17 protein-coding genes are annotated in these 14665 nt (G+C 72.3%); 12 read left to right on the top strand and 5 right to left on the bottom strand.

Features of this window, described 5'->3' with window-relative positions; all coding sequences use genetic code 11:
- The first annotated feature begins 37 nt into the window (after positions 1-37).
- From AB0H75_RS17270 to AB0H75_RS17250, 5 genes are all read left to right on the top strand, one after another.
- Entirely contained in the window at positions 38-388 is a 351-nt protein-coding gene (locus AB0H75_RS17270) for a YbaB/EbfC family nucleoid-associated protein (RefSeq protein WP_367797043.1), read from the top strand.
- A gap of 2 nt (positions 389-390) precedes the next feature.
- Entirely contained in the window at positions 391-990 is a 600-nt protein-coding gene (recR, locus tag AB0H75_RS17265) for a recombination mediator RecR (RefSeq protein ID WP_367797041.1), read from the top strand.
- Positions 983-1537 carry a DUF5063 domain-containing protein gene (locus AB0H75_RS17260; protein ID WP_367797040.1) on the top strand — a complete coding sequence of 185 codons (555 nt, stop codon included), beginning with the start codon at positions 983-985 and terminating at the stop codon, positions 1535-1537. Before recR ends, AB0H75_RS17260 begins: the two co-directional genes overlap by 8 nt.
- A 110-nt stretch (positions 1538-1647) precedes the next feature.
- Positions 1648-2922 (top strand): aspartate kinase, encoded by a 1275-nt coding sequence (locus AB0H75_RS17255; protein ID WP_367797038.1) that lies wholly within the window; start codon positions 1648-1650, stop codon positions 2920-2922.
- A complete protein-coding gene (locus AB0H75_RS17250; protein WP_367797037.1) occupies positions 2919-3977 on the top strand; it encodes an aspartate-semialdehyde dehydrogenase in 1059 nt (352 codons plus the stop codon). The genes AB0H75_RS17255 and AB0H75_RS17250 overlap by 4 nt, the downstream gene beginning before the upstream one ends.
- A 77-nt stretch (positions 3978-4054) precedes the next feature.
- Here the strand turns inward: AB0H75_RS17250 and AB0H75_RS17245 are convergent, their stop codons facing one another.
- Positions 4055-4951, bottom strand: a complete 897-nt coding sequence (locus AB0H75_RS17245; RefSeq protein ID WP_367797035.1) for a hypothetical protein — start codon at positions 4949-4951, stop codon at positions 4055-4057.
- Between the two features lie 397 nt (positions 4952-5348).
- On the opposite strand from AB0H75_RS17245, the gene AB0H75_RS17240 reads away from it, so the two are divergent.
- The 4 genes from AB0H75_RS17240 (at position 5349) to AB0H75_RS17225 (ending at position 8882) form a co-directional block, all read left to right on the top strand.
- Positions 5349-6017 (top strand): TetR family transcriptional regulator, encoded by a 669-nt coding sequence (locus AB0H75_RS17240; protein ID WP_367797033.1) that lies wholly within the window; start codon positions 5349-5351, stop codon positions 6015-6017.
- A 60-nt stretch (positions 6018-6077) separates the two neighbouring features.
- Complete coding sequence (locus AB0H75_RS17235; RefSeq protein WP_367797031.1) at positions 6078-7058, top strand: LLM class F420-dependent oxidoreductase; 981 nt, start codon at positions 6078-6080, stop codon at positions 7056-7058.
- On the top strand, positions 7051-8469 hold the full coding sequence (locus AB0H75_RS17230) for an amidase (RefSeq protein ID WP_367797029.1): 1419 nt from the start codon (positions 7051-7053) through the stop codon (positions 8467-8469). The genes AB0H75_RS17235 and AB0H75_RS17230 overlap by 8 nt, the downstream gene beginning before the upstream one ends.
- 143 nt (positions 8470-8612) lie before the next feature.
- Complete coding sequence (locus tag AB0H75_RS17225; RefSeq protein ID WP_367797027.1) at positions 8613-8882, top strand: YkvA family protein; 270 nt, start codon at positions 8613-8615, stop codon at positions 8880-8882.
- Here AB0H75_RS17225 and AB0H75_RS17220 read toward each other — a convergent pair.
- From AB0H75_RS17220 to AB0H75_RS17205, 4 genes are all read right to left on the bottom strand, one after another.
- Positions 8879-10075, bottom strand: coding sequence for an amidohydrolase family protein (locus AB0H75_RS17220; protein ID WP_367797026.1), 1197 nt, complete (start codon positions 10073-10075; stop codon positions 8879-8881). The two genes, AB0H75_RS17225 and AB0H75_RS17220, sit on opposite strands and share 4 nt — an antisense overlap.
- Before the next feature lie 235 nt (positions 10076-10310).
- Positions 10311-11039 carry a tyrosine-protein phosphatase gene (locus tag AB0H75_RS17215; RefSeq protein WP_367797024.1) on the bottom strand — a complete coding sequence of 243 codons (729 nt, stop codon included), beginning with the start codon at positions 11037-11039 and terminating at the stop codon, positions 10311-10313.
- A 9-nt stretch (positions 11040-11048) separates the two neighbouring features.
- Positions 11049-11852 (bottom strand): SURF1 family protein, encoded by an 804-nt coding sequence (locus AB0H75_RS17210; RefSeq protein ID WP_367797022.1) that lies wholly within the window; start codon positions 11850-11852, stop codon positions 11049-11051.
- 51 nt (positions 11853-11903) lie between these two features.
- Entirely contained in the window at positions 11904-12371 is a 468-nt protein-coding gene (locus AB0H75_RS17205) for a winged helix-turn-helix transcriptional regulator (protein ID WP_367797020.1), read from the bottom strand.
- 58 nt (positions 12372-12429) lie between these two features.
- Between AB0H75_RS17205 and AB0H75_RS17200 the strand changes: the two genes are divergently transcribed.
- From AB0H75_RS17200 to AB0H75_RS17190, 3 genes are all read left to right on the top strand, one after another.
- Entirely contained in the window at positions 12430-12945 is a 516-nt protein-coding gene (locus tag AB0H75_RS17200) for an N-acetyltransferase family protein (RefSeq protein ID WP_367797019.1), read from the top strand.
- A complete protein-coding gene (locus tag AB0H75_RS17195; protein WP_367797017.1) occupies positions 12942-13538 on the top strand; it encodes a TetR/AcrR family transcriptional regulator in 597 nt (198 codons plus the stop codon). The genes AB0H75_RS17200 and AB0H75_RS17195 overlap by 4 nt, the downstream gene beginning before the upstream one ends.
- Before the next feature lie 127 nt (positions 13539-13665).
- On the top strand, positions 13666-14631 hold the full coding sequence (locus AB0H75_RS17190; RefSeq protein WP_367797015.1) for a 2-hydroxyacid dehydrogenase: 966 nt from the start codon (positions 13666-13668) through the stop codon (positions 14629-14631).
- Positions 14632-14665: the final 34 nt, after the last annotated feature.

Below are 14665 nucleotides of genomic sequence, written 5' to 3'. Positions count from 1 at the left end.
GCAGTCAAGCACGCGGAGCCACGAGGAGCGCACGACGGTGAACCCAGGGGATGTCAACCTGCAGCAGCTGCTGGAGCAGGCCCAGCTCATGCAGCAGCAGCTCGTGAGCGCCCAGCAGGAGCTCAACGACGCGCAGATCGAGGGCTCATCGGGCGGCGGCCTGGTGACGGCCGTCGTCAACGGCTCGGGCGAGCTGCTGGAGCTGAAGATCGATCCCGGCGTGATCGACGCCGGCGATCCGCAGGAGACCGCCGACACGATCGCCGACTTGGTGATCGCGGCGGTCCGCGCCGCGGTGCGCGCCGCGGCCGACCTGCAGCAGGAGAAGCTCGGCCCGCTGGCTCAGGGGCTGGGTGGCGGCGGCCTCGGACAGTTGCCAGGGTTCTAGGCATGTACGAGGGGGTCGTCCAAAACCTGATCGACGAGCTGGGCATGCTGCCCGGGGTCGGTCCCAAGAGCGCGCAGCGGATCGCGTTCCACCTGCTGGCGGCCGATCCGGCCGACGTCAAGCGGCTGGCGCACGCGCTGCTGGAGGTCAAGGAGAAAACCCGCTTCTGCCGGGTGTGCGGCAACGTGGCCTCCGAGGAGGAGTGCCGCATCTGCCGCGACGCGCGGCGGGACACGCACGTGATCTGCGTGGTCGAGGAGCCGAAGGACGTCGTGGCGATCGAGAAGACGCGCGAGTTCCGCGGCACCTACCACGTGCTCGGCGGCGCGATCAGCCCGATCGACGGCATCGGCCCCGACGACCTGCGCATCCGCGAGCTCATGACCCGCCTGGCCGACGGCCGGGTCACCGAGCTCATCCTCGCCACCGACCCCAACCTCGAGGGTGAGGCGACGGCTACCTACCTCGCCCGTCTGGTCAAGCCGATGGGCATCAAAGTGACACGGCTGGCCAGCGGCCTGCCCGTCGGCGGTGATCTGGAGTACGCCGACGAGGTGACGCTGGGCCGGGCGTTCGAAGGACGGAGGCTGCTGGATGTCTGACGAGTGGAGCGCGCTCGCCGAAGAGATCTCCAGGCACGCGCAGGACTACGTGGACGGCCTGACCAGGGTCGCCGGCGGCGAGGGCGGCGACGCCATCTGGTCGCTGCTGCTGGTCGAGGTGGCCCAGGTGTGCCTCGCGGGCGCCAAGCTGGGCGCCAACAGGGACGTCATCCTCGACGGCAACTACGAGCCGCCGATGAGCGAGGACCCCGACATCGACGGCGTCCGCACGGCGCTGGCCGAGCGGCTGGGCCCGGTCGACGACTACGCCGAGGTGTTCGACCCCTACAAGGACACGGCCGTCACCCCCTACCGGCTGTCCGACGACCTGACCGCCGTCGCCGCCGACCTCATCCACGGCCTGCGGCACTACCGCGCGGGCCGGCCGGGCGAGGCGCTGTGGTGGTGGCAGTACTCGTACTTCAACACCTGGGGCAACCACGCGGGCGCCGCGATGCGGGCGTTGCAGGCGCTGGCCGCGCACTCGCGGCTCGACGTCGCCGAGGAGACCACCCTCGACGTCGCCGGGGAGGCCACCGTGGTGTGAGGGCCGCGCACGGTGGGGGCCTGCGTGGTCCCACATAGTGGTATGGCCCAGCAGGCGCATGAGACGACCCAAGTAGACTGGCAGCTCACAGTCCAGACCGGGAGACTCTCGTGGCGCTCGTTGTGCAAAAGTACGGTGGTTCGTCCGTCGCCGACGCGTCCTGCATCAAGCGGGTCGCGCAGCGGATCGTCGCGACGAAAAAAGCCGGCAACGACGTGGTCGTGATCGTCTCCGCGATGGGCGACACGACCGACGAGCTGCTCGACCTGGCCGAGCAGGTGTCGCCGCTGCCTCCGGGCCGCGAGCTCGACATGCTGCTGACCTCGGGCGAGCGCATCTCGATGGCCCTGCTGGCGATGGCGATCGCCAACCTCGGCCACCAGGCCCGCTCGTTCACCGGCTCGCAGGCCGGGGTGATCACCGACTCCACCCACGGCAAGGCGCGCATCATCGACGTGACGCCGGGCCGCATCCAGGAGGCGGTCGCCCAGGGCAACATCGCGATCGTGGCCGGCTTCCAGGGCGTGTCGCAGGACACCAAGGACATCACCACGCTGGGCCGGGGCGGCTCCGACACGACGGCGGTGGCGCTCGCGGCGGCCCTGGAGGCCGACGTCTGCGAGATCTACACCGACGTGGACGGCGTCTTCACCGCCGACCCGCGCATCGTGCCCCCGGCGCGCAAGATCCCCAGGATCTCCTACGACGAGATGATGGAGATGGCCGCCTGCGGCGCGAAGATCCTGCACCTGCGGTGCGTCGAGTACGCGCGCCGCTTCGACCTGCCGATCCACGTCCGCAGCTCGTTCAGCACGAAGGAAGGCACGTGGGTCGTCTCCGACCCTTACACCGAAGGAACCGAGATGGAGCAGCCGATCATCTCCGGCGTCGCGCACGACCGGAGCGAGGCCAAGATCACTGTTGTCGGGGTGCCCGACAAGGTCGGCGAGGCTGCCTCGATCTTCAAAACGCTGGCCGACGCCGAGATCAACATCGACATGATCGTGCAGAACGTCTCGGCCGCGGCCACCGGCCGCACGGACATCTCCTTCACGCTGCCCACGGCCGACGCGCAGACGGCCCTGGCGGCGCTGAAGAAGATCCAGGCCCGCATCGGTTACGAGTCGCTGCTCTTCGACGACCAGATCGGGAAGGTGTCGCTGATCGGCGCGGGCATGCGCTCGCACCCCGGCGTCACGGCGACGTTCTTCGCGGCCCTCGCCGACGCGGGGGTCAACATCGAGATGATCTCGACGTCCGAGATCCGCATCTCAGTGGTGGTCGGGCAGGACGGCGTGGACGCGGCCGTGGCGGCCGCCCACCGCGCCTTCGATCTCGACGCCGACCAGGTCGAAGCCGTGGTGTATGGAGGTAGTGGACGATGAGCAGGCCCAACCTGGCCCTGATCGGCGCGACCGGCGCCGTGGGCACCGTCATGCGTGACATCGTGTCGACCCGCGCGGACATCTGGGGCGAGATCCGCCTCGTCGCCTCCCCGCGCTCGGCCGGCCGGACGCTGCGGGTGCGCGGCGAGGACGTCGTCGTGCAGGCACTCGCGCCCGAGGTGTTCGACGGCATCGACATCGCCATCTTCGACGTCCCCGACGACGTGGCGGCCGTGTGGGTGCCGGTCGCGGCCGAGCGGGGCGCGATCGCCATCGACAAGTCCGGCACGTTCCGGATGGACCCCGACGTGCCGCTGGTGGTGCCCGAGGTCAACCCGGCCGACGCCCGCAACCGGCCGCGCAACATCATCTCCACGCCCAACTGCACGACGCTGTCGATGATGGCGGCCATGGGCGCGCTGCACGCCGAGTACACCCTCACCGAGCTGGTCGTCGCCTCCTACCAGGCGGTCTCCGGCGCGGGGGTGGCCGGCACGGCCCGCCTGTACGACGAGGTCGAGGCGCTGGCCGGTGACCGCGCGATCGGCCAGACGGCCGGCGACGTGCGCAAGGTCCTGGCCGACAAGCTGCCCGAGGAGTCACCGTTCCCGGCGCCGATCGCGTTCAACGTGGTGCCGTGGGCCGGCTCGCTCAAGGACGACGGCTGGGCCTCCGAGGAGCTCAAGCTCCGCAACGAGTCCCGCAAGATCCTCGGCATCCCCGACCTGAAGGTCTCGGCGACCTGCGTCCGGGTGCCGGTGATCACCACGCACTCGCTGGCCGTGCACGCGCGCTTCGAGCGCGAGATCACGGTCGCCGACGCGCACCGCGTCCTGGAGGCGGCGCCGACGGTGGTGCTCATGGACGACCCGGCGAAGGGCGTCTACCCGACGCCGCTCGACGTGGTGGGCACCGACCCGACGTACGTCGGCCGGATCCGCCAGGCGATCGACTTCCCCAACACGCTCGACCTGTTCGTGTGCGGCGACAACCTGCGCAAGGGCGCTGCGCTCAACGCGGCGGAGATCGCCGAACTGGTCGCCGCCGAGCTGTAGGACGGCCGTCGGTCCTGAGCGGGCGTCGCACGGGTGCGGCGCCCGCTCCGGCGTTCTCGCGCGTCCTCAGGCGCCCGTCACCGGAACAGGATGTCCCAGTGGTCGACCTCGTCGGCGAACGTGGTGCCGGAGGCCGACCGGTAGAGGCGTGACCCGTCGCCGCGGACGCCCGCCTTCCGGTGGTTGCGGGTGATGTAGCGGTCGATGCAGGTGTTGTGGCTGATGTCCAGCTTGTAGCCGTTGCCGTGGCTGTAGCGGCCCGGCGCGTGGCCCTCCTCGGTGCCGCCGGTGACCATGATGGGGCAGTGGCTGTCCCGCTTGAGCTGGATGATCCTGGCGACCGTGCCGGTGCGCACCTTGTCCAGCGAGGTGCAGTGGTGCTGGCGCTTGCTGGTGCAGTGGCCGGTCGATCTGGTCCGCAGGCCCGCGTTCCGCAGCCAGCCGTCCGCGGTGACGTGGGACACGCGCATGGCCGCCTGGCGGGGCAGCACGCGGGTGAGGTCCACCCGGGCGTGGACGCCGAGCACGCGGGCGCGGCTGTGCACGATCGGCGGGCGGAACCTGGGCATCCGCACCACACCGGTGCGGATGGGGCTGCGCAGCGCCTGGACGGCGGCGCGGCTCCTCAGTGCGTGGCCGTCGAGCACGGTGCCGCCCTTGAGCGGGCGGCCGTCGAGCGCGGTGCCGCCCTTGAGCGGGCGGCCGTCGAGCGCGGTGCCGCCCTTGAGCGGGCGGCCGTCGAGTGTGGCGCCGCCCCTCAGCGGGCGGCCGTCGAGCACGGTGCCGGCCCTCAGCGGGCGGCCGCCGATCACGGCGCGGTTGCCCGAGTGGACGACGGTGTCGTCGCTCTCCGCGCGGGGGCGCTCCGGCGTCCCCGAGGCGTCCTGGACGAGGCTCACCGGGCTCGCAGGTCCTGTGAGGCCCCCGTACGGCAGCAGGCCGCTCAGCGCCTCCAGTGGCTCCTGGAGAAGCATGAGACCGTCCAGGGCCGGGCGGCGCGCGCGGGACGCCTCCGCCTCCGCCGGCGCCACCAGGAAGGCGGCGTGCTCCCGCTGGGGCGTCCCGTGGCGGGGTCCGGCCCCGATCCCGCCGCTCGTGACCGGCTTCCCATCGGGGCGGGAAGTGGCTGTGGCGGCTGGGGCCAGCGCGATTATGGTGATCTCAATGCCGAGGAGCGCGACCACGCTGAGCCGCACTGTTCCACGTATCCACATGTCGATGCCTTTTTCGCGGAAATAGCCCTTCCGCCACAAACGACAATCCCACCATTCACCGGAGATAACTCGCATCGCAGAGGCAACTTTGCCCTGTGGCGGTGATCACCGTGCGCCTTCATGACTGAACCGTGTTTCACGACGTAAAGTGACGAACGTGTCCGAAGCCCGAAACCGAGGAGCGGAGAGCACCCGAGAGGTCATCGTCGAGACGGCCTTGCGACTGTTCAGGGAGCGCGGCTTCGACAGGACCACGATGCGCGCCATCGCCGCCGAGGCCGGGGTGTCCGTGGGCAACGCCTACTACTACTTCGACAGCAAGGAGGCGTTGATCCAGGCGTATTACGACCGCGCCCAGGCCGAGCACGAGGCGGCCTGCAGGGAGTTCCTGGCCGGCGAGACGTCGTTCGCGGCCAGGCTGAGCGGGGTGCTGCGCGAATGGGTCCGCGTTTCCGAGCCGTACCACGAGTTCGCCGTGAAGTTCTTCAAGCACGCGGCCGAGCCCACCAATCCGCTGAGCCCCTTCAGCAAGCAGTCCTCGCCCGCCCGCGAGGCGTCCATCGCGCTCTACCGGGAGGTCGTCGAGGGGTCGGCCGACCGGATGAACGCCGAGCTGCGCGAGGAGCTGCCGGAGCTGCTGTGGCTGCTGTCCATGGGGATGGTGCTGTTCTGGGTGCACGACACCTCGCCGGGGTGCGCGCGTACGTACCGGCTGATCGAGGTGACGGTGCCGCTGGTGGACCGGCTGGTCGGGCTGTCGCACCTGCCGGGGCTGCGGGGGATCACGCGCGACTTCATCGCGGCCGTGCACGAGCTACGGGCCTAGGGCTACATACCGCCCGGTTGGTATGGTCGTCCCAGCGAACAAAGTTCTGGAGGCTGGCCGATGACGCAGAACTGGGGCATGACCATCCCCTTCTACGACCGCTCGCTCGCGAGGTCCCGGGAGCTGATCGCCGAGCTGCCCGCGCTCGGCTACACCGACGCCTGGTCGGCCGAGGTCAACGGGGTGGACGGGTTCACGCCGCTGGCCCTCGCCGCCGAGTGGGCCCCCGAGGTCAGGCTGGGCAGCGCCATCGTGCCCGTCTCCACGCGCGGCCCCGGGCTGCTGGCCATGTCCGCGGCCACGCTCGCCGACCTCGCGCCCGGCCGGTTCGTGCTGGGCATCGGCGCCTCCTCGCCGGCGATCGTCGAGCGCTGGAACGCCGGCTCGTTCACCAAGCCCTACGCCCGCACCCGCGACACCCTGCGCTTCCTCAAGAAGGCGCTGGCCGGGGAGAAGGTCACCGAGACGTACGAGACGTTCGAGATCAAGGGATTCAGGCTGGAGCGCGCCCCGAAGACCCCGCCGCGCGTCGTGCTGGCCGCGCTGCGCCCCCGCATGCTGCGCCTGGCCGCCGAGGAGGCCGACGGCGCGATCACCAACTGGCTCTCGCCCGAGGACGTCCGCAGGGTGCGGGCCGAGATCGGCCAGGACACCGAGCTGATCGCCCGCCTGTTCGTGTGCGTCAGCGAGGACACCGACAAGGTGCGCGAGCTGGCCCGCAGGATGCTCGCCGGCTACCTGACCGTCCCCGTTTACGCCGCCTTCCACGACTGGCTGGGCCGCAGCGAGGTGCTGCGCCCGATGCACGAGGCGTGGGCGGCCGGCGACCGCCAGGCGGCGCTCAAGGCCATCCCCGACGAGGTGGTCGACGACCTGATCGTGCACGGCGACGCGGCGACCTGCCGGGCCAGGATCCGCCAGTACGTGGACAACGGCCTGACCACCCCCGTCCTCGCCCCCATCCCGGGCGGCGAGGTCCCCATCGAGCAGGCCGTACGCGACCTGTCGCCCAGGGCCGAGGAGGCGGCGGCCCGTGCATGACTTACTGAGGCTGGACGCGGTCGGCCAGGCGCGGGCGGTCCGCGACGGCGAGGTCTCGCCGCGCGAGCTGGCCGAGGCCGCGATCGCCGCCATAGAGGCCCGCGACGGCGAGCTCAACGCGGTGGTCTTCCCCCGCTTCGAGCGGGCGCTGGCCGAGCTGGACGGCCTGCCGCGGCAGGCGCCTTTCGCCGGGGTGCCGATCCTGCTCAAGGACCTGGGCTGGCGGCAGGCGGGCGAGCCGTACGCGGCGGGCTCGGCGGTGCGCGAGGGCGGCCCGGTGCGCGAGGACGGCTATGGCGTGCGGCGGCTGCGCGAGGCCGGGTTCGTCATCCTCGGGCGGACGAACACCCCCGAGTTCGGCAGCACGATCACCACCGAGCCGGCCGCGTTCGGGCCGACCCGCAACCCCTACGACCCGGCGTACTCGGCGGGCGGCTCCAGCGGCGGCTCGGCGGCGGCCGTGGCCGCGGGCATGGTGGCGCTGGCCACCGCGAGCGACGGGGGCGGCTCCATCCGCGTCCCTGCGTCCCTGTGCGGCCTCGTGGGGCTCAAACCGTCGCGGGGCAGGGTGAGCCTCGGCCCGGCCCTGGGAGAGGGCTGGAGCGGCTTCTCGTGCGCGGGGTTCGTCACCAGGACCGTCCGCGACACCGCCGCCGCGCTCGACGTGGTCGCCGGGCACCACCCGGGCGACCCCTACGACGCGCCCCCGCTGCCCGGCCCGCTGGCCGCCGAGACCGGCCGGGAGCCGGGCCGGTTACGCGTCGGCTTCCTCACCGCCCATCCGAGGGGTGACGTGCCGGCGGACCCGGAGCTCGCGCGGGCCGTCACGGCCGCGGCGGAGCTGCTGGAGTCGCTGGGCCACGAGGTGTCGCCCGGCGGACCCGGCGCGCTCGCCGACCCCGCCTTCCCCGGCCACTTCGGCGCGATCGTGGCCGAGCACCTGGCCGCCCTGGTGGACGAGCTGGGCGAGAGCCGCGGCAAGCCGGTCGAGCTGGACGAGCTGGAGCCGCGCAACGCCGTCATGGTGAGCGCCGCGCGCACGCGCACCGCGGCCCAGCACCTCCGCTCCGCGCAGTGGATCGACGCCTTCCGCCGCCGCATGGCCGCCTGGTGGAGCGCGGGGCACGACCTGCTGCTGATGCCGTCGCTGGGCGTGGCGCCGTTCCCGCTCGGCTGGATCCCGCCCGACGACCTCGGCCTCGCCCTCGACCGGACGGGGCACGCGGTGGCCTTCACCTCGCCGGTCAACGCCACCGGCCAGCCCGCCGTCTCCCTGCCGCTGCACCGCACGGCCGCCGGGCTGCCGGTCGGCGTGCAGCTCGTCGCGGCCTACGGCCGGGAGGATCTGCTGGTGCGGGTGGCGGCCCAGGTCGAGCGGGCGCGGCCCTTCGAGCACGGCGCGCTGGGCTGATCGCCAGGAACCTCTCACCCCCGCGACGCGTTATATCGTGAAAAACCGGGGGTAGGGGGTTTTCCATGATGGCTAAGGCAGCACGGGCAGCGGCGGCGTGGCGCACGTACCGCGAGGTGACCAAGCCTGGGTCGCCGGGTGTGATGACCAGGGTACGCGCCGTCCCGCGGATGGTCCGCGCGGTGATGCGCGGCGAGTACGCGGGCATGGGCAAGGGCCGGCTCGGCCTCATCGCCCTCGGCGTGCTCTACATCGTCTCCCCGATCGACCTCGTCCCCGACTTCCTCACCCTGATCGGCGTGGCCGACGACTTCGGCGTGCTCCTCTGGCTGGCCGCCTCGCTGCTCGGCGAGAGCGGCCGCTACGTCGAGCACGAGCGCCGCGTCATCCAGGGCCGCATGGACGGCGTCTAGATCTCCTCCATGCGCAGCCAGGCCCGCGACGGCAGCGGGTGCCCGAACAGGCGGGCCGCGTTGCCGTAGGCCACCCGGGCGATGTCGGCGGGCGGCAGCGGGCCGAGGTTGCGGGCCACGGCCTTCTGGGTGTCGGGCCAGGTCGAGTCGGAGTGCGGGTAGCCGCTCTCCTGCAACACGTGGTCGAGGCCGACCGCGAGCCGCACGCCCGACAGCGCGTGGTCGTCGAGCGTGCCGAAGAAGAAGTTGCGGCGCAGCACCTCGCTCGGCTTCAGCCCGCCGTCCCAGGCCGCCTCGCCGGCCACCGGGTGGTCGAGGGCGTAGTCGGCGCGCTCGGCCAGCATGGGCAGCCAGCCCACGCCGCCCTCGACGATGAGGATGCGCAGCGAGGGGAAGCGCAGCGGCAGCCCCGACCACAGCCAGTCGGCGCAGGCGAACATGGCCGTGGCCGGCATCAGCGTGGTGATCGCCTCGATGGGGGTGTCGGGGGAGGGCACGGGCGACCAGGAGGAGTCGCTGGTGTGCAGGCACACGACGGTGCCGGTCTCCTCGCAGGCGGCGAAGAACGGGTCCCAGTGGCCGCTGTGGATGGACGGCAGCCGCATCCGGTTGGGGAACTCGGGGAAGACCACGGCCTTGAAGCCGCGCGCGGCGTTGGCCCGGATCTCCTTGGCGGCCACGTCGGGATCGGGCAGCCAGGGGAGCTGCAGGCCGATGACGCGCTCGGGGTAGGTGCCCGCCCACACGTCGATGTGCCAGTCGTTCCACGCCCGGACCAGGGCCAGGCCCAGCTCCTGGTCGCGGGTGCGGGCGAACGGCATGCCCGCCTGCTGGGCCAGCATGCCGGGGAAGCACAGCGCGGCCCAGATGCCGGCCGCGTCCATGTCCTGGACGCGGGCCTCGATGTCGTGGCAGCCGGGGCGCATGTGCTCGAAGCGGACCGGGTCGAGCGTCCACTGCTCGCGCGGCAGGCCCGCCCCCACGTCGATGCCGGCGCACGGGTAGGTGGCGCCGCCGTAGCGCCACACCTGGTGACCCGCCTCCGTCTCCACGACCTTGGGCGCGACGTCGGCGTACTTCTCCGGCAGCCTGTCGTCGAAGAGGTCGGGGGGCTCGATCAGGTGATCGTCGGCTGAGATGATCACGTAGTCGCGCCGCCGGGGTTCGGGGTCGGGGAGCAGCGGCGTAGTCACGCAGGTAACCGTACGACGGCCGGATAACGTCGAACAAGCTGCGACGTATCCGTTGGATATCCGACGGGGCGTCGCGCGCGGCGCGAACCCGGGATCGCCGGGAGGGGGATGACGGGCGATCCCGGGCATTCGGGGCTCGCCCGCGATGAGGGTGCCGCTCACGCGAGCCCCGCGGCGCGCTACTACCCCGCGTGCCCCTCCTCAGTCATGACTCCTCGGCCGGTCAGTCGGCCGGTCAGTCGGTCAGCAGGTGACGGCGCAGGTCGTCGATCGCGGCGGGGGGCAGGCCGACGGCCCGCGTGACGTAGCGCTCCACCGAGCCGTGCCGGGCCGCCAGCTCGGTCAGGAACAGGCGCATGGCCTCGGCCGGGGCCAGGCCGAACCCCGGCCACATGTCCGCGTCGGGATGGCGCTTCAGCCAGTCGCCGATGAAGCGCTCGGTGGCCAGGCCGGTGAGGGCGTAGTCGGCCACGACGTCGTCCTCGCTCACCCCCGCCAGCGACAGCACCAGCGCGATCAGCACGCCGGTGCGGTCCTTGCCCGCCGCGCAGTGGATCACCACCGGGGCGTTGCGCGGGTCGGCGATGGTCTCCAGGGCGGTCCTGAGGTTGGCGACGCCGTCCTCGCTGACCTCCAGGTAGCGGTCGGCGAGGTAGCGGGCCACGCCCAGCTCCTCGCTGAAGGCGGACACGTTCCAGCGGCGGCCCTCGATCGGCAGGTTGTGGTAGAGCTGCCCCTCGCTCTCCGGGACCCGCCCCCACCTCTCGATCTCGAACGGGTGGCGCAGGTCGATGATGGTACGCACGCGCAGCGCGCGGAAGGCGGGCAGGTCGTCGCCGTCGAGCAGGCCGAGCGAGTCGGCACGGTAGACGCGCCGCCACCGCACGGCGCGGCCGTCCGTGGTGGCGTACCCGCCCACGTCACGGAAGTTGCAGAGGTTGGCGAACTCGATGTGGCGCAGCACGCCATCACCTTACGTCGCGGGGGTGCGGGCCTCCTCGGCCCCGGCGGGCGCGCCGGGCCGTTCCCCGGCCCGGCCCTCGGCCGCCTCGCGCCGGACGAGCAGGACCCAGCCGCCGATCGCGATGCCGATGAACAGCCACCACTGGAAGGCGTAGGCCAGGTTGAGCCCGCCGCCGGCGCCGACGTCGGGCTCGGGGACCGGCGCGGGCGCCGGGGTGGTGGCCGGCTGCTGGGAGATCAGCTCGACGTACCCGCCCACCAGCCGGTACGGCATCCGCCCGCCCAGCGTGTCGGCGTTGATCAGCAGCACCTGGCCGGGCGGCAGGCCGGAGACCTCGCGGATGCCGGCGGACTCCTCGGTCTCGTTGGGCCGTAGCCGTCCGGTGACAGTTACCTGCCCGGCGGGCGGCGCGGGGACGTCGGGCGGGGTGTCGGCGGTCGCGCCGGCCGGGACCCAGCCCCGGTTGACCAGCACGGCCGTGCCGCTTCCCGTGACGAGCGGGGTCAGGACGTAGAAGCCGGGGCGGCCCTCCTGCGGCCGGCGCCGGACGACGACGGCGTGCGCCTGGTCGTAGCTGCCGGACACGGTGACCCGGCGGAACCGGTCGTCGGCGCGGACCCGCGTGCCGGGCGCGGCCAGCCGCTCCAGCGGCACCGGCGCGGCCTCGATGTTGGCGGTGACCCGCTCGCTGTTGGCCGAGCGCTCCTCGAACCGCCCGTACTGCCAGCGCCCGAGGAAGACGAAGGCGGGGATGACGAGCAGCACCACCAGGTGGAGCGCCAGCCATCGGGGCGTCAGCAGGAACCGGTACACGCTCTCCAGGGTAGGCACCGGGACCGGTGCCCCCGCACGCGCCTCGCCAGGTCAGGCGCTCCTGGCCCGCGCGCCGCCGCCCGGCAGGGGGGTCACCTCGCGCGGGCCGGCCACCTCGTGGCCCTCCGTGCAGCGGAAGCGCAGCTCGATGGGGGCGCCGCAGTCGCGGTGGGTGAGCAGTACGGGCGGGCCCTCCTCGTCCGCGAGGTATTTGTCGCCCCAGTGCATGAGCGCGACCAGCAGCGGATAGAGGTCGCGGCCCTTGTCGGTGAGGCGGTATTCGTCGCGCTGCCGCTGGCCGGGCTCGCGGTAGGGCTCCTTGCGCAGCAGCCCCTCCTCGACCAGCCGGGCCAGGCGGGCGCTGAGCACCTGGCGGGGGGCGCCGGTGACGGCCTGCATGTCGGCGAAGCGCCGTACGCCGCTGAACGCCTCGCGCAGCACCAGGAACGTCCACTTCTCCCCGACGATGTCCAGGGTGCGCTCGATCGAGCAGTTGTCCACCCGGAAGGGAAGGTTCATCTTTGCATTATACCTGAGTTCGATTGACAGACTCAGGTGCCGCGAGCATGCTGAGTCCATGCAAGGAACCCAGATCCGGCCCGCGCGTCCCGCCGACGAGGAGCGGGTCCGGCACTTCCTGTGCGGGCTGACCCTGCACACGCGGACCCTGCGCTTCTTCACCGGCTACACCACCCCGGCGGCGAGCCTGGTCAGGGCCCTGCTCGTGGTGGACGAGCAGCGTGACGCGCTGGTCGCCACGACGGCGGACGGCGAGATCGTCGGGCACGCCATGAGCTACCGGGGCGACGGCACGGACGTCGAGATCGCCGTGGTCGTGACCGACCGGTGGCAGGGTCGCGGCCTGGGCCGGCGGCTGATCGGAGTGCTGCTGCTCAGGGCCGCCGTCCGGGGCGCGCGGACCGTCGGCATGGACGTCATGGGCGAGAACCGGCGGGTGCTGCGGCTCGTCAGGAGGATGTGGCCGGACGCCGAGATGCGGGTCTGTCGCGGATCTGTTGAAGTGACCGCTATGATCAATAACGCCGACCTATTTGCGGAACAAGGTTCTGTTGCCACACCATTGACAGTGTGAAGAGTGTCAAGAACGGGCGCGACGGCCGAACCCGCATCATCGAGGGCGCCCTCCGCCGTTTCAGCCAGGACGGCGTGTCGGCCACGACGCTGGCCAGCCTCCGCGAGGAGAGCGGCGTCAGCGTCGGCAGTTTCTACCACCACTTCGCCAGCAAGGAACACGTCTTCGGCGTCCTGTACGCCGAGATCCTCGACGCCTACCAGGCGGCCTTCCTCGCCGAGCTGACGCCCCACCAGGACGCGCGCGCCGGCATCGAGGCCGTGGTGGCCTTCCACATGCGGTGGGCGGGGGAGCACCCGGAGCGGGCCAGGCTGCTGATCAGCGAGCGGCCGCCGCGCAAGCACGAGCCGGGCGGCGCCGAGGTGGCCGAGGCCCGGCGGGCGTTCTTCCGCCAGGTCTCCGACTGGTGGCGCCCGCACATGAAGAACGGCCTGCTCCAGCCGGTCCACCCCACCATGTGCTACGTGTTGTGGCTGGGGCCCGCGCAGGAGATGTGCCGGTTGTGGTTCGCGGGGGCCCACACGCCGACCGAGGACGAGATCAAGGGGCTCGGCCAGGCCGCCTGGCACAGCCTCCGCCAGCCGGCCGAGTGAGGCCCGCGAGCGGATCGGGCGCCCGGGCGCCAGCCCCCTGAAGCGACAAGGGCGTTGCCTGAAGGCTCCTGATGCCAGCGCGGGGAGCGATGAACTGAGTACGGTCTGTGGTGTTATTGTCCGTAATGTGAAGCGACCTCGGGCTCTGGTGCTGCCGGCCCTGCCGGAGAGCGTGCTCGCCCGCCTGGCAGCGGTGACCGATCTCACCGAGGTTCCCGCACGCCCGAGCCTCGGATTCAACGACGAGCAACTGGCCGACCTGGTGGTCGCGACCGGTGCCACCGTGCTCGTCACCGACGGGGACCAGGTCCGCGCCTCGGTCCTCGACCTCGACCTCGACGTCGTGGCCGTCATGGGCCAGCCCACGAGCGTCGACCTGGCGCTGGCCGCCGAACGCGGCGTTCCCGTCCTGCACGCCCACGGCCGCGACCCGGACGCGGTGGCCGAGCTGACGCTGGCGCTGATGTTCGCGGTCAGCAGGCACATCGTCACCGCCGACAGGGAGGTGCGCAACGGCCGCCCCTACCACGGCAGGGTGCCGCCCGCCCAGCGCCACCGCGGGCGCCGGCTCACCGGCCGCACGCTCGGCATCGTCGGGCTCGGCCGCACCGGCAGCGCCATGCGCTGGCGCTGCCAGGGCCTCGGCATGCGGGTGATCGCCTGCGACCCGCGGGTGCCCGAGGCCACCCACACCCTGGCCGCGCTGCTCGGCGAGTCGGACGTGGTCTCGCTGCACGTGCCGCTCACCGCCGAGACCCGCGGCCTGTTCGGCTACGCCGAGTTCGGCGCGATGCGGCCCGGCGCGATCTATCTCAACACCTCGCGTGGCGCGCTCCATGACCTGACGGCCCTGGTGGAGGCGTTGCGCCTGGGACAGGTGGGCGGCGCGGGGCTCGATCACTTCGAGGGGGAGTGGCTGGATCCGTCCCATCCGCTGATCCGGCTGCCGAACGTGGTGCTGACGCCGCGGCTCGGCGAGGCCACCGGCGAGTCCCGCGAGGAGCTGGCCGAGGCGCTGGTGACCGGCATCGAGCGGGTGCTGCGCGGCGACGACGGCGCCGTGCCGGCCGCCCCGCTCGCCGAGCCGGCCTGAGCCGCGAGGCGGGCGGCAGCGGCGGGCCTGCCAG

The sequence above is a fragment of the Nonomuraea sp. NPDC050783 genome, from assembly GCF_040802095.1.
Lineage (GTDB): Bacteria > Actinomycetota > Actinomycetes > Streptosporangiales > Streptosporangiaceae > Nonomuraea.
Note: the sequence above shows the minus strand (reverse complement) of the source record. Positions and strands in the feature narration are given on the sequence as shown.